Raw genomic sequence first — 18,834 nt, forward strand, 5'->3', positions numbered from 1 at the left:
GTGGTGGACAGTATGATTAAAACTGAATCAGCATACAAAAAGGCATTAGAAAAACTTCAGGAAGATAAAGACTTTATTCAAAAACAAAGGAAAGTGCTGGCAGACATGGAACTGACAAATGAGCAGGTGGATAAAGCGCTGCAACCTGCGATCACTTTCCATGAACAATTGAGAGAAGAAGTCATCTATTATGAACGGATCAAAAGAGGAGAGTTTGAACCGATTATCAACTTTTATAACCTGGGTAAATCTTTAATTGCCTATCGTATCTATCTTGGCTTGAGTCAACAGGAACTTGCGGATCGATTAGGGGTATCCGCTTCACAAGTTTCAAGAGATGAGCGGAATGAATACTATGGAGCTACACTGGAAAGGCTTCAACAAGTGATGGAAGCGATGAAAATGATTGCTAAAACCGAGATTCAGTCAGAGAATTTGTTGCTGGCGTAGAAGAAAGGGCTCTGATCAGGTTTAATTGATCAGAGTCTTTTTTTATAGATGGTGAAAATTAATGGAAAAACTACTGACCTATTTTATCGATTCAAGCCAATTTTATAAAAAATAAATACAGTTTGAAATAAACTAAAATATTCTATAAAATGAAAATAATTCTATGGATTTTAGAATAAAGGAAGGATCATGTTGGGAGTAATTAAAAAACCTCTATTATTAATGTTTGGTTTAGTTATGCTTGTGTTAATTGCCATTTTACAATTCGTATTTCATGTTAGTACAGGATACATATTTGCGGAATTTCAATAGGGGAAAGCTTTCGTAAAAAATAGAAAGAACATTAATAAAACAATATCACCTCACAGGTCATGCTCAGATGATTTGGAGAGGTGATTTTTTAAAGAACCTGATTATGAGATTACCTATATTAAGGAGAGATTAGCATTGAGTAAATCATTCATTGAACATCTGCATTACGTCAGAATTCCTGTCAGAGATCTGGAGCAGTCTGCAAGCTGGTACAAAGAAGTACTGGGCCTCGAATTATTGACCATTACTGAGGATCCATTTGCGATTTTTAAGATGAATGATGGTCCTTTCCTGATTACATTGGTTCCTGCTGACGATAACACGTTTGCACATTTTACAGTAGATCATAAGGCTGCTTTTAGCTTGGGGTTTGCAGTTCCTGAGTTGAAAGCGTTTCATCAGCATCTTATTGATCATGATGTAAAGGTGGAGGACATACAAGAGGATCAGGGACATGCTTATTTCAACTTCTACGATCCGAATGGTAATAAGCTTCAGTCGCATTGGTAGAGTAATGAGCCCGGGCGGTGAGTTGTTAAAATGAGGCTTAAAAAAAGTATAGCAATTACTTCAATATTGATTATAGGTTTAGCAGGATGGATGATATATTCATATAACCAACCACCCATATTAAAAAGCAAAAGTACCGACGGCAATTGGTCAGCTGAATATGTCCCAATGAAATCTAATAAAGACATCTGGCAGGGAAACTTGAGATGGGATGGGAAAGGACAGCCAGAAATTGAAGAACTTTCATTCACATTAAACGATACAAAGACTGAACTTTCTTTAACGGAATCACAAAAAAACAGTACGAGTATTTCTGAACTGCCATCTTTATCTTCCCAACCACTAGAGAATACTGAAGCCAGCTATATCATCAAATGGCAGCAGAATGGTGAGGAAATAGAAGAGGTCATTAGTTTGAAACCTCAAAAAAGATTCTTTGTTGTACCAGGATTTTTGTATGGGAATAATTAAAATGACTCCGTGCCCTATAGTAGTCAGTGAATGATAAGGTGCTACAAGTTGCCGTATCAAGATATTGATTATTAATTTCGTGGGGAACAATGAAAATAGATCAGGGATTGAATAAAGAAGAACGAAGGAAATCAGCAATATTATTTGTCAAAGAAGCTAAGACATTAATACTAAAAAGGGGGATTGTTATGCAGTTTCAAAGCCTTAACACTGGCCGGTTGAGAGTTTTAAACCAGTCACATAAGATAATTCAAGCAGATCCACTCTAAGCTAAATCATGCGATGAGTGTACCTGCTTTTTAGTATAAGTTTTTAAGATGTGAAATATTTCGTCTTCAGTTCATGCAGATGATGCAATTCGTGCCCGGCAGATACATATGCCAGTGCCCGTGCTGAAAACACATAGTCACCCAGCCGCCCCTGGTTCAGCCAGTTCTCATCCTTTACCTGATCACTGGTGGTAATCATCAGCTGCCGCGTATCTCTGAAATACTCAATCAATTGTTCCACAGGAATCGAATCATAATCAAAATGCTGAACAGCTTTCTCCCGTTCAAAAAATGGCAGTGAATCTTCAAAGCCTCTCGTAATTCTGAAAATTCGATAGAGCATATTCATCTCATTATCAATCATATGGCCAAGTACTTCCTTGACATTCCACTTATCAGGCGCATATCGTTTTTGCCAATCAGAAGCAGGGAGAGATTTGAAATACGCTACTGTTTTTTGTCCATTAGATTTCAATATATCGATTAGGTTTCCATCAGGTACGCGATTGATATATGGCTCAAATGGTTTGCCGTATTCCTCTATGTTTGGTCTTATTAACAAGTTACTTATCCTTTCATGATAACTCTACTCCCCTGGTATATACCCAATCACTTCATACGTATCACCATCTACTAATATTATGGGTGTGCCGGCAACAACATTTGCTTGATCCTGAAATGTAATACTCAATACTTCTTTTCCCACATAATGATCTTCAAGTAATGTATACCCTTGACTGGCAACGACTTCGGTTACTTCAGCACTTCTCCAGTCTTCTTCAGCAGTATCATCCCAGCCCTGCTCTTTCACAAAAGCCCAGGCAGTTTCTTTTGCTTCAAGGTATTGGTCGGAATCAATCTGACTATCGTTGCTTTGATCACCTGAACAACCGATTAACATAAGTACAGCGAAAACAGGAAGCACGATGAACCCGAGTCCTTTTCCCATCATCATTTAGCCCTCCTTATTATTTACGAAAGCATAATATTTCAGGTAAAGATTAAAAGTGAAGACCATATTATTCCTGTTTGCATCCATTATATGGTCTTTCTAGTGTAGAATATAGTAGAAGGTAATAAAAGAATAGATTTAATTTTTTGTAAGTAGAGTTGAGAAATAACTATGCTTACATTCGGAGAAAAGGAACCAGAAAAAGATTACATTGTCAGGCCAGCTGTCTATGGTCTTATGTTCGATGCTTCCAGAGAAAAAATGGCAGTGATTCAGACGGGGAGCGGAAACTATTTTTTACCCGGAGGCGGAATTGAAAATAGTGAAACGCACAAAGCATGTCTGAAGAGAGAAGCGCTTGAAGAGATGGGCTTAGAAATAACGATCAGCCGTTTGATCGGCAGTGCGAATCAATACTTTTATGCTAAAAATGAGGACACGCACTACTTAAACGAAGGTCACTTTTATAAAATAGTGATGGGAAAAAGGGTAGCGGAGCCATCAGATGAAGACCACCAATTAAAATGGATGAAGCCGTCTGAGGCAGTAGATTGCCTGGTTCATGATCATCAGCGCTGGGCGGTAAAAGAATATGATTTTGATAGAAAAGAGCGGTGAAGGAAATGTTTACATATGTGATCAATCAGGATATTGAACTTAAATTACTGGAAACGAGGCATGCGGAAGCATTATTCAAGCTGACTGATGCGTCCAGAGCGCATCTGCGCACGTGGCTGCCATGGGTAGATCAGACAAAGAGTGTTGAGGATTCTAAAGGATTCATTGACTATACGTTAAAACAGTTTTCCAGTCAGAATGGTTTCCAGGCCGGAATCTGGTACAAGGGAGAACTGGCAGGCGTGGTCGGATTGCACGGCATTAATTGGGCAAACAGATCCACTTCAATCGGCTACTGGCTGGGTGAAGCATTCCAGGGACATGGCTTGATGACTCAGTCCTGTCAGGCTGTGATCTCTCATTGTTTTGACGAATTGAACCTGAAGAGAATAGAAATCCGGGTGGCAACTGAAAATACAAGTAGCCAGGCTGTTCCAGAGCGGTTGGGGTTTAAAAAAGAAGGATGTCTTGAAAAGAGCGAATGTTTGTATGGTCACTATGTGGACCATTATGTGTTTGGTTTAATCAATCAGTCTTAATGTCAGGAGGATCATAATGGATACAACACAGCAAAACAGTTCTGCATGGGACCAGAAAGTAGAAGAAGGGTCCAGATACACAAAAGCAGTCAGCACTCAAATGATCGAAAAAGCTAAACAAGGTGACTGGGGAATCACGGTTACAACAGAAAAGAATGTACCGCGAAAATGGTTTCCTGAATCATTAAAGGGTTTGAAAATTCTTTGCCTGGCCTCTGGTGGCGGGCAGCAGGCACCGATTCTTGCTGCAGCGGGAGCCGACGTAACGGTCACAGACATTTCAAAAAAGCAGCTGGAACAGGATCAGATGGTCGCAGAGAGGGATCAGCTTTCTTTGAGGATCGTGCAGGGGGATATGATAGATCTCAGTGATTTTAAAGACGAGTCATTCGATATGGTCGTGAACCCGGTTTCTAATTTGTTTGTAAAAGACATACAACCTGTGTGGAGAGAAGCGCACCGGGTGTTAAAGAAAAACGGTGTGCTCATTACAGGTTTTACGAATCCGCTTTTATGGATTTTTGATGATGAAGAAGAAAGAAAAGGTCACCTTGAAGTAAAGCACGCTATTCCTTCTTCAACGCTGGATTATCTGCAGGAAGGTGAAGTGGAAGCGTACATACAATCTAACCAGACAATTGAATATGCTCATACACTAGAAGACCAGATCCAGGGTCAAATTGATGCCGGCTTTGCCATCACCGGATTCTATGAGGATGATTTCGGTGGTACAAGGATTCTGGATAAGCATATTAAAACCTTTATTGCGACGAGAGCGGTGAAACTGTAAGGGCAGTGTGGGGCAGACCCGTACTGCCAGGGAATGCTCTGATTTTTAATAACTGAAAGGAGTAAACACATGAATCCGTTGTTATTAATGTGCCAAAGGAGTTACAAACAGAAAGACTGACCCTTCGTGCACCAATGCAGACTGGAGATGGTCCTATAGTGAATGAGGCCATAAGAGATTCCTTTACAGAGTTGAAGGAATGGTTGCCTTTCGCTCAAGAGATTCCTGCTGTTGAGGACACGGAAGTTAATTTGAGAAGTGCGCATATTAAGTTTTTAAATAGAGAAAGCATCAGATTTTTAATTTTTCATCGGGAAACTCAAGAGTTTATCGGAGCTGTCAGCCTTCAGGGGATAGATTGGGATATTCCCAAGTGCGAAACAGGATACTGGATTCATACGAAGTTCAGTGGGAACGGCTATATGAAAGAAGCAGTTGAAAGTGTGGTCCATTTAGGGTTACATCAATTGAACTTTAAGAGAATTGAAATTAGATGCGAATCGGATAATCATAGAAGTCGTGCTTTAGCAGAATCGGCTGGTTTTATGCTTGAGGGTGTTTTAAGAAATGAGGACCTGTAGGCTGATGGTAAAAGGGTGACGGATACATGTTTTTATTCGTTGATTAAATAGTAGTGTTATATAGATAGGATATCTGTACGGTTTAAAGGAAGGAGCTTTCTTATTCTCTCAAACAATAAGAGGTTATTTTATCTTGTAAGTCTATTAGAGGTTTTTGTATTAGTTGGCCTTACGATCAATGTCATTCGTGATCACGTATACGTTTCAGGTTTTCTAACGTCGATCATTATAATGGCCACATTATATTTAACTGAGTTTGTAAGAGCAATGAATCATGAGAATACAAGTTTTGTGAATACGAAGTTATATCGATATGTTATTTATCTATTTTATTTTATACTCATCGTTTTAATGTTTTTCGAAAGCGGCATTATGATTGCTTTGTACATAATGTTAGGCATTTGGGGGATTGAGTGGGTCGTGAAAAAGAGAAAAACTAATCAAAAGCAATAAGCATTAATATAATATGCTTTTGAGTGCTTCGTAAGTGATCAGATATACATAAGATTGCACTACTATGAATATGAAGACTAAAAGAAGAACAAATCATCCATAGGTCAGGAGGAGTAAAGATGCACTCACCACCAAAGCATATCATTGCCGTTTCAGCGAATATAATAAATGATGAAGGCCATACACTGCTGGTAAAAACACATGTACGGCCAGATACGTGGGAAACGCCAGGTGGACAGGTTGAAGAAGGAGAGCCGCTTGATCAGGCGTTGTGCAGAGAAGTGCTGGAAGAAACGGGTTTGGTCATCACACCGGTTGGCCTAACAGGGGTATATTACAACGCTACAAAACAGGTATTATCAGTCGTGTTCAGAGCGAAATATGTGCGTGGTGACATCAGTATCCAACCGGAAGAAATTAAAGAAGCTGCATTTGTTGAGCTGACTGAAGAGAATATTGATAACTATATTACCCGACCGAATATGAAGTCCCGAACGCTTGATTGTATGAAGGCAAAGAGCTTTGTGCCTTATGAGACTTGGGAAATGAGGCCATTTAATTTATTGGGGAGGTTATGGTAAGAAGGTACAGGGACGTTCTGTCAAATTCCAATCCCTTCTTGCATTTACCATTCTTCTGATATATCCTTAACACATCATCTGAATGTCAGATGATTCTTATAATTTCATAGCTTCATTTCAGGTGCCAGTATGATTATCATGACTGGCTTAATAGGGAAGTCCGGTGAAATTCCGGCACGGTCGCGCCACTGTAAGGGGGAGCTTCTGATCAGCCACTGCATGATTGCGGGAAGGGATCAGAGGTGTTGAAGCCAAGTCAGGATACCTGCCTGTTATGAATACGCTAATCACCTACGCGTTATAGGGAGGAGTGTGGAGACAGTGATCAACTGCATATGGTTTGATACTGGATAATTCTGCCTTCTTCCTCTTTTCCTTTAATGGGAAAGAGGTTTTTTAATTGATTATACGAACAAAGGAGGCATTTGCATGACGCTAGTAACATCTACAATCGGATATCCGAGAATTGGTGAAAAAAGAGAATGGAAAAAAGCACTGGAAAGCCATTGGAATGGTGAGATTTCTCATACAGAACTGACCAGGCAGATGAAACAGCTCAGATTATCATTCATTAAGAAGCAGCGGGATGCAGGGATTGATCTCGTTCCAGTTGGTGACTTCTCGATGTATGATCATGTGTTGGATGCGACCATATTGTTTGGTCTTGAACCTGAGAGATTTCAGGATATTCCTTCTGATAAAAAGCTTTTTGCCGTTGCAAGAGGGACGGATAAGCTTCCGGCAGCTGAAATGACGAAGTGGTTCAACACTAATTATCACTACATTGTGCCTGAGCTTACTGATAAATCTAAGCCACAGCTTCAGCACAACAATCTGCTTGAGTGGTTCCTTGAAGCAAAAGAAGAGCTTGGGATCCATACAAAGCCTGTACTTGTCGGACCGGTCACTCTTTTATCCTTGAGCAAGGGAGAATTTGATCGTCAGAAACTGTTAGATGAGCTGCTGGCTGAGTATGGAAAGTGTTTGAAAGAGTTAACAGATGCCGGCGCTACATATATCCAGCTTGATGAGCCGGTCCTGGCACTTGATACAGATGAGCAGCTGATGAATGATATCAGAAAATCCTATACAGTATTAAAAGAGTATGCACCTAAAGCGTTTTTGTGGCTGCAAACGTATTTTGGTTCAGTCAGTGAAGCGGATCACTTATATCAGCTGCCGGTGAATGTAATTGGACTTGATGCGGTAGATGGTGAACAGCAGTTATTGAAGCAGCTGAAGTCGAAGCATTTCCCTGACGATAAAAAACTGGCACTAGGAATTATCAATGGACGAAATGTGTGGAAATCGGATGATGAGCGGGTAGAAAATATCATTCAGACCGTTCTGGAGCTGGTTGATCAGTCAAATGTCATTCTTCAGCCATCATGCAGCCTGCTTCATGTACCTGTCTCGGTAAAAAATGAGTCAGCACTTGATCTCAGTATTACAGACAAGCTTGCATTTGCAGATGAAAAGCTTGCGGAATTAAAGAGGTTTGCGTTGTTTGGATGGAGTGAAAGTAGAGTGAACGTGCGAAAAAAAGCAACAGCTCCGGTCCTTAATGTGCCTGACAGCAGGGTTCCTTATAAAGAGAGGGTCAAAGCGCAGCAGCACTTTAACCTTCCATTGTTTCCAGTCACAACGATCGGTTCCTTCCCTCAATCGAAGGAATTAAGACGAAAGAGGCGGGAGTGGAAAAGAGGATATCTGACTGATGACGGATTCAGGGGATATATTAAGGAACAAATAGAAAAATGGATCCGGCTTCAGGAGGAACTGAAGCTTGATGTTCTCGTTCACGGAGAATTCGAGCGGAATGATATGGTTGAATATTTTGGGGAGAAGCTTGAAGGGATGGCTTTTACGAGCAATGGATGGGTGCAGTCTTATGGCTCAAGATGTGTGAAGCCTCCGCTGATTCATGATGATATCTGGTGGGAGGAGCCAATGACAGTGGAAGAAACGGTATTCGCCCAATCATTGACTGACAAGCCGGTAAAGGGGATGCTGACAGGTCCGGTTACCATCGCAAAGTGGTCATTTGTCAGAGAGGACTGCCCGCTTGGATATGTGTTCAATCAGCTGGCACATGCAATCCGTCAGGAAGTGCTTTCCCTTGAAAAGGCAGGAGTCAAAATGATTCAGGTGGATGAACCGGCAATCAGAGAAGGACTGCCTCTAAAGAAAAAAGAACAGCTTGACTATATTCAGATGGCTGTAAAAGCTTTTAAAATCGCTACTTCGAGTGTTCAGCCGTCCACCCAGATTCATACACATATGTGTTACTCCTCATTTGAAGACAGTATGCCAATGATCAGTCAGATGGATGCAGATGTGATTTCGATTGAATTTTCAAGAAGCCACGGCGACTTGCTGACAGCATTTTCAGACCATGCTTATCAAAAGGGGATTGGACCGGGCGTCTATGACATCCACAGCCCCCGTATTCCTGAAGTGGAAGAGATGACAGCTCAGCTGCATAAAGCGCTGTCAGTCCTGCCGGCAGAACTGATATGGGTTAACCCTGATTGCGGACTTAAAACCCGGAGCGGTCATGAAGTCCTGCTGGCACTAGAGAACATGGTTCTGGCAGCGGAACAGATCAGGTCAGAAGCCATGGTGAGAAACCGATGATGAACATGACCGGAAAACCTGTCAGCGACTCAAGAACGGTTCAGACCAGACTGGTTCTGCCGCCTGATACTAATCACCTGAATACCATTTTTGGCGGTAAAGTGCTTGCTTATATTGATGAAATGGCAGCACTCTCTGCGATGAAGCATGCAGGAGGGGTCGTTGTAACTGCATCTATTGATTCTGTTCACTTCCGTTCCTCAGCAAAAGTAGGAGATCTGCTGACACTTGAGTCATTTGTTACTTATACAGGTAAAACATCAATGGAAGTATACGTGAAGGTTGAGGTTGAGCATGTTGCAACAGGCGATAGAACTCTGACCACAGAATCCTTCCTGACCATGGTAGCGGTTGATTCAGATGGAGACCCAAAAGACGTGGTCCCGGTGCTGCCTGAATCGAAAGAAGAAATTGAACTGTATGAGTCTGCGAGAGTCAGAAGATTAAATAGAAAAAGATAACTGCAGTCTGGCCAGGGGATAATGATTCCCTGGCTTTTTATGTATGAAATAATCATTGGGAAAAACACCCTCTAGAGAATCTGCAGTTGCTCAAGAAACGTGCCCTTACCAAAAAATAAGAGGCTAGCCGATATTCTTAATCAGCACTCTTCCTGGCTGCAGTAACCATAAAAAAAACGAACACCAGACCAGCTATAGAACGGGATAGAATGTCCATCAGTAAATACGTATGGTCAAATCAATTTAAAGAGAGAAAGTAAGTTGTGATAAAGCCTACAAAAAATATAGCGATATATCTTACAGTCATGAGTACCCTCCCAAACATGTTTTGATCAATCAAAATACACAGTATGTTTATACGTCAGTCCAAAATGTCTATACTCAATATCAATACGATCAATCGGTTCATCATGTATCACACTGACGCCGAAAAGTGGAAGATCCTCAAGGGGAATGCCTTGATTGGATTTTTCAAAATTCGGAAAAGCCGGCGTGCCGGCTTTTATAGTGACCATATTCAGTTGTGCAAAACCGAAATCCCTGACTTCTTCACTCATAAAGTTATCTGTTACGATCAACCCCTGCTCAGCATTACTGACTTGAAGCATCGCATCTGAAGGTTCAACGCCATCATTGACGGTAACGTACAGCAGTTGAATATCTCGAAACCCTTCATTTCCAACGCCTGCTACAACGGACTGTCGATCATCACTTGAATCGATGGTTGAAATGACAATAGGTGGATTCGTTTTCTAAGAAGTCTGGGACAGACCCAAACTTCGCATCTAAAGCTCAGCCAACTTTTTCACCCCCAAACTCACGAACCGGCACCAAAATCCTAAAAACCGTTCCTTCTCCAGGTCTGCTTTTAACATTAATAGATCCCTTATGCAGCCGCACCAGCTGTTTTGTAATTGTCATGCCAAGACCTGTGCCACTCCCGGAATCACTCGTATTCGTCCCGCGGAAATACCGATTGAAAAGCTGATTGAGTGTGTGCTGATCCATGCCGATCCCATCATCTGCAATCGTAATCTGCAGCAGCTGATTTTCGATTACGGCTAAAGATACGGCAACGGTTGTGCCGGAAGGGTTGTATCTCAGGGCATTTTCAATCAGATTATCCATGATTCTCTGAAACCATTTAGGATCGATCTCTGCCTGTACATCATGATCCTCAGACTTATACTGAAGAATCTTATCGTTGTAATTTGAGTTATTCATAAAGCTGATAATTGTTGTCCGTAATAGTTCATCAACATCAGTCTGCTCCGGGTTAATCGGTAAGGCGCCATTTTTGATCCGGTACGTCAGCGTCAAATCTTCAAGTAGATCCTTCATATAAGTGGCTTTATTGCTGATCGTTTCTGCGAATTCCCGTGTTTCCTCAGGTGTCCATGAATATTCCTGCGTCTCGATCATTTTTGCGTAGCCGGATATAGAAGCGAGCGGCGTTTTCAGGTCATGTGATATGCCGCTGATCCATTCTTCCCGGGTCAGCTTGATTTTCCCGCGCTGTTCCTCGTTTTCTTTTAATGTATCTGTTAAATGAGATAAGTTAATAATTAAATCTTTATACAGTCTGTATTTCTTCTTCAGTCTCCCATTTCGTTTATAAAGAGCGGGCTCCTGAAGGTTATTAAGTGGCTGATGGTATATACCTGTACTTAATTGATCAATCCATTTCAGCATCTGAAGCAAAGGGCTGCCGAACTTATAGGCATACCAGAATGTACTGCCCAGCAATAAGAGAAACATGAGGATGAATACGAACAGGATACTATTTTCAACTGGACTCTGGAATTGTTCTGAAGCAATAGAATCAGATTGCTGGTTCGGCACGCTAACCAACAATGTCTGATTCGTCGCCCCATCATGAAAGGTCTGAATTGAATCTGTTTCAGACTGATTCAATGAAAGAACCTGTTCAATCGAGTAGGAGGCTGGGGTGTCTTCCGCCTGATACTGGTTAATCACATTGCCAGATTGGTCAAGCAGCTGAAAGAAACCGTTTTTTTCAGTCAATAACTTAGCTGTGTCATCACTGAGATCCACTTGACTATTTTCCCAGTCAATCTGTTCTTTTACCTGTGCGAGAAGACCAGCTGCAACATTTTCCTTTCCAAGTATCACAACAGGTGATTCAGTGTCTGCTTCATCAAGCTGCCAGTAAGTATAATCTATCGCCTGATTATTCATCATCAGACCTGAGAAGCCGTTTTGATTCAGGTGAGAAAGAATAGTCTTTGGAGCCTGAAAATCCCCCATGATCTCACCGTCTGATGAGACGACCATCAGCCAGCTGTTCTGATCCTCCGCAAGCTCTTTCAGCCGATCATCAAAATCAGCACTATCATCAGATATCGTGATATTTTCTGTAATAAAATAATTTTCCGCTAAGGAGAGGTCATTTTTCATCCCATCGTTTGTAATCGTAAATCCGATGATCGCCCAAAATAACATAATCAATGAAGCAACGAGAAAAAAGATCAGCATCAGCTGTAGAAATAACTGGACTATAAAACGTCTATGTATATTCATCTATCTGCTTGATCCGATACGAGTTTGTATCCGAGTCCGCGTACTGTCGTAATCAGCTTGGGCTTACTCGGGTTATCTTCAATTTTTTCACGGAGCTTTCTGATATGAACCATTACAGTGTTATCCTCCCCCAGAAATTCTTCTCCCCACACGCGTTCGTACAGCTGATTTTTGCTGAACAGCTGATTCGGATGCTGACAGAAAAACACTAACAGTTGATACACCTGTGCGGGTAAAACGACTTGCTCGCCACTGACTGTTACAGTGCCTGACACTGTATTAACGGTAAGGGGACCATATTGATAGTGCGCAGGCTGCTGCTCAGATAACTGACCGGCTTTTCTTCTCAGGTGGGCCTTTACACGCGCGACCACTTCAAGCGGATTGAATGGTTTGGTAATATAATCATCTGCACCGAGCGCGAAGCCTGATAGCTTATCCAGATCGGTAGACCGCGCTGTCAGGAAAAAGATTGGCGCGTCAGTTGTTTCCCTGATGAGCGGGCATATCTCAAACCCGCTGCGGTCCGGCAGCATGACATCGAGTAAAATCAGGTCGTACTTTTTATGTCTGCACTGTGCGAGCGCTTCAGCCGCGGATCAGCAGGAGATGGGAGAAGGGTGATCTGAGAATATTGCTTGGTTTCCTGTGAAGCAACCATGTTATTTAAATGGATTGGCAAACGATGAAGCCTGGATTAAGTCGGAGGTGTCGGATATGAAGATTAGAAGGTTAAATGAGAACGATGCAGAAAGTTACTTTGATATCAGATTAGCATCTTTAAAGAATAATCCTGAAGCTTTTGCAACAAGTTTCGAAGAGGAACAGCACCAGCCAATTGAGCTTTACAAAAACCGGCTGACATCAGATGCTTCTATTACACTCGGTGCAATTCATAACGAGCAGTTGGTTGGCATCATTACAATTGTGAAATCAAATAAACAGAAATTGATGCACCGGGCTGAAATCGTATCTACATATGTAGTTCCCGGGAACAGGGGTAAACAGATCGGCAGAAAACTAGTGATACATGCACTTGATGAAATTAAACATATACCAGGTATTGAACAGGTTTATTTGATGGTGGAATCGAATAATACAGCAGCAAAAACGCTCTATGAATCTGCAGGGTTTGAGCAATTTGGTACAGATCGACATGCATTGAAATATAAGGGGCGTTATTTTGATATAGACCATATGGTGTTGTATCTATGAATGAAACAGCAGATGCATGTAAAGGACTTCCTCATACGCGGAAGTCTTTTTGTTTTGTTCAGATACTCCTTATAAATTTATCTGGATTAATAATAGAACGTTTTGTGAAACCCTTGTATTTAAAACAGATTTGTTTTAAAGTGGACAAATGACATCCATAATAGATAAAACACATCCACATTTAAAGAAGAGGTGAATCACGTTGAAATTAACAAACGGTGTAGAGCAGGCGATCTGTATTCTGGTGCTGCTTGCTACACAGGAGAAGCAGATTCCTGTGGCAACTGACGTCATAAGCAAAAAATTGGAGGTATCTCCTTCATATCTGAAAAAGATTATGAGAAAGCTTGTTGTCAGAGGGATTATTAAGTCTGTTCCAGGGTCAAAAGGCGGCGTGACGCTTGCCAAGGATCCGGCAGCTATTACGATGCTTGATATCGTGGAAGCGATGGAAGGTGAGATGAAGATGTTTCCTGATAACGGACTGATTGAGAAGGTGTTCAGTGACCGTGATAATGCGGGCAGGGGGCAGGAGATCATAAGAAATGTTTTTCAGGGTGCGGATCAGCAGCTGATTGAATACTTTTCTTCCATCACAGGAGAAGATCTGCTTAAGCAGGGATTCGGTGACATGGAGACACCACATCTGAACTGGAATGAGCTGACAGAAGACGAAGAGAAATCAGGTGAAACGAAGTGAATATGTTCAAGTATGACTGGCAGTCTTTATTCAACAATAAGAAAATGCTTGGTACTGTTATTGTCATGATGTTTATTCCGGTAATTTATGCAGGTATTATTCTGTCATCATTCTGGGATCCGTTCAATCAGACAGACCATATGCCGGTTGCTGTTGTGAATGAAGATCAGCCCGCGGATGTTGAGGGAACAAAACTCTCAATTGGAGATGACCTGATAGATGAGTTGAAAACGAATAAGGATTTCGAGTGGCATTTTGTCAGTAAGGATGAGGCTGAAAAAGGGTTTGAGGACAATGATTATTATATGATGGTCGTCATTCCTGAGAACTTTTCATCCAATGCTGCAACTGCACTTGATGATGAGCCGGAAAAAATGAATCTGAGTTATAAAATCAATCCAGGCCGAAATTATTTTATTGAAAGCATCAGCAGCAACGTAGCAGACAGTCTGAATCAGAGCATTTCAGACCGCGTGACGGAAAGTTATGTGAAGGTGTTGTTTGATAATATCAGTGAGCTTGGAAATGGGTTGACTGAGGCTGCCGATGGTTCGGAACAGCTTGAGGATGGAACCAATACAGCGAAGGACGGTGCTGCTGAACTGACTAAGCAGCTCGCAAAACTGGCTGACGGCACGCTGACATTTAAAGATGGTGCGAATGAGCTTAATGTTGGTCTGAAGCAGTTTGCAGATGGAGTGAATCAGTTGAATGCAGGAGCAACAGATCTGACAGCAGGCATTCACCAATTCGCTGATGGCACCAGTGCACTTGCATCAGGTGCTGAAAGCCTCCAGGAAGGAGCATCGGCTTATACATCAGGAGTTGCACAGATTGCTGATGGCGCCGGAGCGCTTTCTGAAGGAACAGCGCAGCTGAATGAAAAGTCTGCATCACTCATTAGCGGGGCAAACGAAGTAGCAGCTGGTGTTCAGACAGTTAGTGACAATATTCAAAAAGTGCAGCAGGAAGGCAGCACACCGCTTGCAGCAGGACTGGAAGATATGCGTCAGCAGACGGCTGCTTTAACAGGTGAAGACGGCATTCCGGCACTGGTTGCGGGCATTGGCAGCTTACAGGATGGCATGTATCAGCTGTCTGAAGGAAGCAGTAATCTGACAGCCGGTCTCACGCACATGCAGGAGCTTTCTTCAGCGCTGAGTCAGGCAGTGGCAGAAGGGAATATGGAGCAGGCAGCTGCACTGTCAGATCAGATTGCCGCACTCAACCAGCAGCTGCTTCCCGGTGCTGAGTCTCTTGAGCAGGGCATTAACGGTGTTGCGTCCGGTGGCACAATGCTGAGTAACGGGCTGAATGCTTTTGCATCACAGGCTCCAGCACTGGTAAACGGAATCAGTCAGGCAGCCGATGGAGCGCAGGCTCTCAATCAATCTTTAACTCAATTATCAGATGGCACCGGCACGCTGACAGCCGGTGCTGAGACGCTTAAAGAGGGTACAGCTGCTTATACGCAGGCAGTGGAAGAGATCAATCATGGCGCTTCTGAACTTGCGTCAGGCGCTCAGTCACTAAACGGAAAATCCAGTGAATTGAGCAGCGGTGTGAACCAGCTTGCTGAAGGATCTGCTGAGCTCAATCAAAACTCGGGTGCACTGGTTGATGGGTCAGATAAGTTGGCATCAGGACTTGGTGAGCTTGCTGGAAATACGCCTGCGCTCACAAGTGGATCATCAGACTTATCATCAGGCGCAGCAGATCTATCAGATGGCGCTTCACAGCTGACAGATGGTTCACGTGACTTAGGCGAAGGACTTTCTGAGCTGAGCAGCGGAACCGCAGAACTTGCAAGCAGGCTGCTTGAAGGAGCGGAAGAAGCGGGCGGCGTTCATGCAGATGATCAGACGTATGCCATGATGGCGTCTCCAGCTGAGACATCCGTTGAAAAAGTGTCCAATGTTCCGAACTACGGACATGCGCTCGCACCAAACTTCCTGTCAATCGGACTCTATATTGCGGCGCTTGCCTTCAATATGATCTTTCCGCTCGGTCAGGCTGCCATACTCCCGGCATCCGGCAGAGAATTCTGGATCAGTAAAGCAAGTATCGCATCGGTTCAGGCAGTTATGGGAGCACTGATTCTCGATGCTATTGTGATTTATGGACTTGGTCTTGAAATCGATCATCTCGGTCTATTCATTGCCATATCAATCGCTGCGTCACTCGCTTATATGTTCTTAGTCACACTGCTTGTTGTCGGTCTTGGTAATCCTGGGCGCTTTGTCGCCATGGTCGGACTTGTCGTGCAGCTTGCAGCAAGCGGCGCGATGTTCCCGAGAGAACTCACAGCACCATTTTTCGAATCAATCAATCCTTATCTGCCGATGACTTATGTCATTTATGGATTCAGAGAGGCCATCTTCTCGGCAGAAGGCATGTATGTGTACGATTTGAGTATTGGTATTCTGCTTGCACTCATTTTATTGTGTAACGTACTGCTGTGGCGTGTGTTTTCGAGAAAGGCACACAAGCTTGTAGCAGCAGGAATAACAGTTTGAGAATACTCTACAGAAACGCCCGTATCGGATAAATGATGCGGGCGTTTTTACTGTCGTTTCGCAGAGAGAATGGCTGTATAGTGCAGTAAAGGTGAAGTTTACAAGTATCAGAGGTTCATCTACAATAGGGTTAATTTAAATGCATACAGTCATTTACTGAGACGAACATTTATAAGCGTGTTTCTTCTACAATACATAACGTGATCAATCTACAGGAGGAAAAGCGATGAATTTTAATATGACAAACCGCTCTCTTTTTCAAAAAGGAGTGATCTCATGACGGACCGTCGTGTACTAATTGCAGGTGTATCAAGCGGTGTGGGCAAAACAGGTATCACCATTGGCTTGATGGCCGCTTTTATGAAAAAGGGGCTTAATGTGCAGGGATTCAAATGTGGGCCTGACTATATTGATCCGTCTTATCATACCGCTGTCACGAAGCGTCCTTCGCGTAATCTGGACAGCTGGATGCTTTCAGCGGATGTGTTGAAGGAAGTGTTTGTGAAAGGGAGTGAAGGAGCTGATATCTCGATCATTGAAGGCATGATGGGACTTTATGATGGCGAATCCCCAACATCTGACCGGGGATCAGCAGCAGAGATCAGTACTTTACTGGACTGCCCTGTCATCCTGATTGTGGATTGTTCCGCTATGGCCCGAAGTGCAGCCGCTGTTGTAAAAGGGTTTCAGTGTCTGGATCCGGATGTGAAGATTGCGGGTGTCATTGCTAACAGAATAGGAAGTGAAGGCCACTATAAGCTGATTAAGGAAGCAGTGGAGCAGGAGTGCGGCATTCCAGTCTGCGGTTATCTGCTTGAAAATGAAGATATGAACATGCCTGAGCGCCACCTTGGTCTCGTTCCATCGATTGAGCGAGGTGATCTTGATGGTCAGCTTGAAAAATTGGGGGAAGCAGTTACGGAGACAATTGATATTGACCGGATTTTTAACCTTAGTCAACAGCCCCCTCTGACAATTGCGAATACGCTATTCAAGCAGAAAGATCCTATCGCTGTAAAAGTAGCTGTTGCCTATGATCAGGCATTTAATTTTTATTATCGGGAAAATCTAGAATTAATAGAAGCCTTCGGTGCTGAAGTGATCTATTTTTCACCGGTAAATGGAGACGGGCTCCCGCCTGAAGCGGATGGTCTTTATATAGGTGGCGGTTTTCCGGAACAGTTTTTAGAAGAGCTTTCGCAAAACAGTGAAGGTAAGCAGTCGATTAAAGAGGCAGTTGAAAAAGGACTCCCTGTACTCGCGGAATGCGGCGGCTTAATGTATTTATCTGAATCAATCACGAATCTGAAAGGAAAGACTTATCCGATGATTGGCGTGCTGCCTGGCAAAACGGAGATGCAGGCAAATTTTGCAGCACTCGGCTATCGTAAAATCTCAGGCGCTGAGGGTAATTCTCTTTTTAAAAGTGAAACGATCATACGCGGACATGAATTTCACTATTCGACCTTTATACCCTATAAAAAGATGACGGGTGCTTATCACGTGAGCAGTCATTTCGGTTCAGGAGAAGAAGGGTACTTATATAAAAACGTTGTGGCTGGATATACGCACCTTCATTTTGCATCTAATCCTGAGGTGCTTGAGAATTTTTTAGGTGAATGTAAAAAGAGAAAATCTTAATAAATACTTTTAATATAAGTATAAGAGTCCGGGTATAAGCCCGGGCTTATTTCCTGAGATTAAATCCTGTGGTTATCATAACGGACTGCAATACAAAAAAGTAGATTTTCAGATACCATCATGCTACACTCATGTTAATTAGAGACATCAAGAGTCTTTAATATCTCTTTTAACCCCCGGGAGGTTCATCATGAAGTATTCAAACGCAACGAATTATGCACTGCATACAATGGTTTATCTAACAACTCAGCAGAGAGAAAAGCTTGTAGGTGTGCAGGAACTGGCTGATATGCAGCGGCTTTCTCCAACCTATCTCTCGAAGATTTTAACAAAACTTGCGAAGGCCGGGCTGATTGAATCTACACCTGGCGCGAAGGGAGGCTATAAAATATCAAGAACAAAGCAGGATATTTCTTTTTTGGATGTCATTCATGCAATTGAAGGTGAGACGAGTTTATTTGACTGTACGATTCACCACGAGGGCTGTCTGATTGAAAATGTGATGCGAGAAGCGGAAGAGAATATGAAGTCTGAATTGCAATCGAAGCTTTTAGTTGATATTGCAAAAGAGGCCGAAATGAATCAAAAAAGTTAGTC

The 18,834-nt window shown here is 42.6% G+C and carries 18 protein-coding genes, 2 pseudogenes and 1 riboswitch; of the genes and pseudogenes, 15 read left to right on the plus strand and 5 right to left on the minus strand.

The genetic code is table 11. The annotated features are described in order from the left end of the window. Positions 1–12: 12 nt before the first annotated feature. The 3 genes from KP77_RS05625 (at position 13) to KP77_RS17525 (ending at position 1,743) form a co-directional block, all read left to right on the plus strand. Positions 13–450 carry a helix-turn-helix domain-containing protein gene (locus KP77_RS05625; RefSeq protein ID WP_041121703.1) on the plus strand — a complete coding sequence of 146 codons (438 nt, stop codon included), beginning with the start codon at positions 13–15 and terminating at the stop codon, positions 448–450. Positions 451–897: 447 nt separating this feature from the next. After that, entirely contained in the window at positions 898–1,272 is a 375-nt protein-coding gene (locus tag KP77_RS05630; protein ID WP_041121704.1) for a VOC family protein, read from the plus strand. 30 nt (positions 1,273–1,302) lie between these two features. Next, complete coding sequence (locus KP77_RS17525) at positions 1,303–1,743, plus strand: hypothetical protein (protein ID WP_052473987.1); 441 nt, start codon at positions 1,303–1,305, stop codon at positions 1,741–1,743. 312 nt (positions 1,744–2,055) lie between these two features. On the opposite strand, the gene KP77_RS17810 is transcribed toward KP77_RS17525, so the two are convergent. Continuing rightward, the gene (locus KP77_RS17810) at positions 2,056–2,574 is read right to left on the minus strand and encodes a DinB family protein (RefSeq protein WP_041121706.1); all 519 of its coding nucleotides are present in this window, start codon (positions 2,572–2,574) and stop codon (positions 2,056–2,058) included. A 24-nt stretch (positions 2,575–2,598) separates the two neighbouring features. Continuing rightward, a complete protein-coding gene (locus KP77_RS05650) occupies positions 2,599–2,967 on the minus strand; it encodes a hypothetical protein (RefSeq protein WP_152614676.1) in 369 nt (122 codons plus the stop codon). A gap of 168 nt (positions 2,968–3,135) precedes the next feature. On the opposite strand from KP77_RS05650, the gene KP77_RS05655 reads away from it, so the two are divergent. The 7 genes and pseudogenes from KP77_RS05655 to KP77_RS05690 all read left to right on the plus strand — a co-directional run bounded on the left by KP77_RS05655 (position 3,136) and on the right by KP77_RS05690 (position 9,624). Beyond that, positions 3,136–3,582 carry an NUDIX hydrolase gene (locus KP77_RS05655; protein WP_041121708.1) on the plus strand — a complete coding sequence of 149 codons (447 nt, stop codon included), beginning with the start codon at positions 3,136–3,138 and terminating at the stop codon, positions 3,580–3,582. A 5-nt stretch (positions 3,583–3,587) separates the two neighbouring features. After that, positions 3,588–4,121: a GNAT family N-acetyltransferase gene (locus KP77_RS05660; RefSeq protein WP_041121709.1), complete on the plus strand. Its 534-nt coding sequence runs from the start codon at positions 3,588–3,590 to the stop codon at positions 4,119–4,121. Positions 4,122–4,137: 16 nt separating this feature from the next. Continuing rightward, on the plus strand, positions 4,138–4,911 hold the full coding sequence (locus KP77_RS05665) for a class I SAM-dependent methyltransferase (RefSeq protein ID WP_041121710.1): 774 nt from the start codon (positions 4,138–4,140) through the stop codon (positions 4,909–4,911). 69 nt (positions 4,912–4,980) lie between these two features. Further along, positions 4,981–5,492: pseudogene (locus KP77_RS05670) on the plus strand (GNAT family N-acetyltransferase). A gap of 572 nt (positions 5,493–6,064) precedes the next feature. After that, complete coding sequence (locus tag KP77_RS05680) at positions 6,065–6,526, plus strand: NUDIX hydrolase (RefSeq protein WP_052473990.1); 462 nt, start codon at positions 6,065–6,067, stop codon at positions 6,524–6,526. Positions 6,527–6,628: 102 nt separating this feature from the next. Next, positions 6,629–6,813, plus strand: a riboswitch (cobalamin riboswitch). A gap of 142 nt (positions 6,814–6,955) precedes the next feature. Beyond that, on the plus strand, positions 6,956–9,163 hold the full coding sequence (gene metE, locus KP77_RS05685; RefSeq protein ID WP_041121713.1) for a 5-methyltetrahydropteroyltriglutamate--homocysteine S-methyltransferase: 2,208 nt from the start codon (positions 6,956–6,958) through the stop codon (positions 9,161–9,163). 5 nt (positions 9,164–9,168) lie between these two features. Continuing rightward, positions 9,169–9,624 (plus strand): acyl-CoA thioesterase, encoded by a 456-nt coding sequence (locus tag KP77_RS05690; RefSeq protein ID WP_041121899.1) that lies wholly within the window; start codon positions 9,169–9,171, stop codon positions 9,622–9,624. 332 nt (positions 9,625–9,956) lie between these two features. On the opposite strand, the gene KP77_RS05695 is transcribed toward KP77_RS05690, so the two are convergent. From KP77_RS05695 to KP77_RS05705, 3 genes and pseudogenes are all read right to left on the minus strand, one after another. Continuing rightward, the gene (locus tag KP77_RS05695; RefSeq protein ID WP_041121714.1) at positions 9,957–10,232 is read right to left on the minus strand and encodes a hypothetical protein; all 276 of its coding nucleotides are present in this window, start codon (positions 10,230–10,232) and stop codon (positions 9,957–9,959) included. Between the two features lie 184 nt (positions 10,233–10,416). Further along, a complete protein-coding gene (locus KP77_RS05700; RefSeq protein ID WP_041121715.1) occupies positions 10,417–12,165 on the minus strand; it encodes a sensor histidine kinase in 1,749 nt (582 codons plus the stop codon). After that, positions 12,162–12,764 (minus strand): annotated as a pseudogene (locus tag KP77_RS05705) (response regulator transcription factor); the annotation flags it as partial. The gene KP77_RS05700 and the pseudogene KP77_RS05705, both read right to left, overlap by 4 nt. A gap of 118 nt (positions 12,765–12,882) precedes the next feature. Here KP77_RS05705 and KP77_RS05710 point away from each other — a divergent pair. From KP77_RS05710 to KP77_RS05730, 5 genes are all read left to right on the plus strand, one after another. Beyond that, entirely contained in the window at positions 12,883–13,380 is a 498-nt protein-coding gene (locus tag KP77_RS05710) for a GNAT family N-acetyltransferase (protein WP_041121716.1), read from the plus strand. 202 nt (positions 13,381–13,582) lie between these two features. Further along, complete coding sequence (locus KP77_RS05715) at positions 13,583–14,080, plus strand: RrF2 family transcriptional regulator (RefSeq protein WP_041121717.1); 498 nt, start codon at positions 13,583–13,585, stop codon at positions 14,078–14,080. A gap of 2 nt (positions 14,081–14,082) precedes the next feature. Next, positions 14,083–16,596, plus strand: a complete 2,514-nt coding sequence (locus KP77_RS05720) for a YhgE/Pip domain-containing protein (RefSeq protein WP_235420683.1) — start codon at positions 14,083–14,085, stop codon at positions 16,594–16,596. Between the two features lie 276 nt (positions 16,597–16,872). Then, a complete protein-coding gene (locus tag KP77_RS05725; RefSeq protein ID WP_041121719.1) occupies positions 16,873–18,237 on the plus strand; it encodes a cobyrinate a,c-diamide synthase in 1,365 nt (454 codons plus the stop codon). Between the two features lie 190 nt (positions 18,238–18,427). After that, the gene (locus tag KP77_RS05730) at positions 18,428–18,832 is read left to right on the plus strand and encodes an Rrf2 family transcriptional regulator (RefSeq protein ID WP_041121720.1); all 405 of its coding nucleotides are present in this window, start codon (positions 18,428–18,430) and stop codon (positions 18,830–18,832) included. Positions 18,833–18,834 lie beyond the last annotated feature (2 nt).

Origin of the sequence: Jeotgalibacillus alimentarius, assembly GCF_000829445.1 — a bacterium.
Lineage (GTDB): Bacteria > Bacillota > Bacilli > Bacillales > Jeotgalibacillaceae > Jeotgalibacillus > Jeotgalibacillus alimentarius.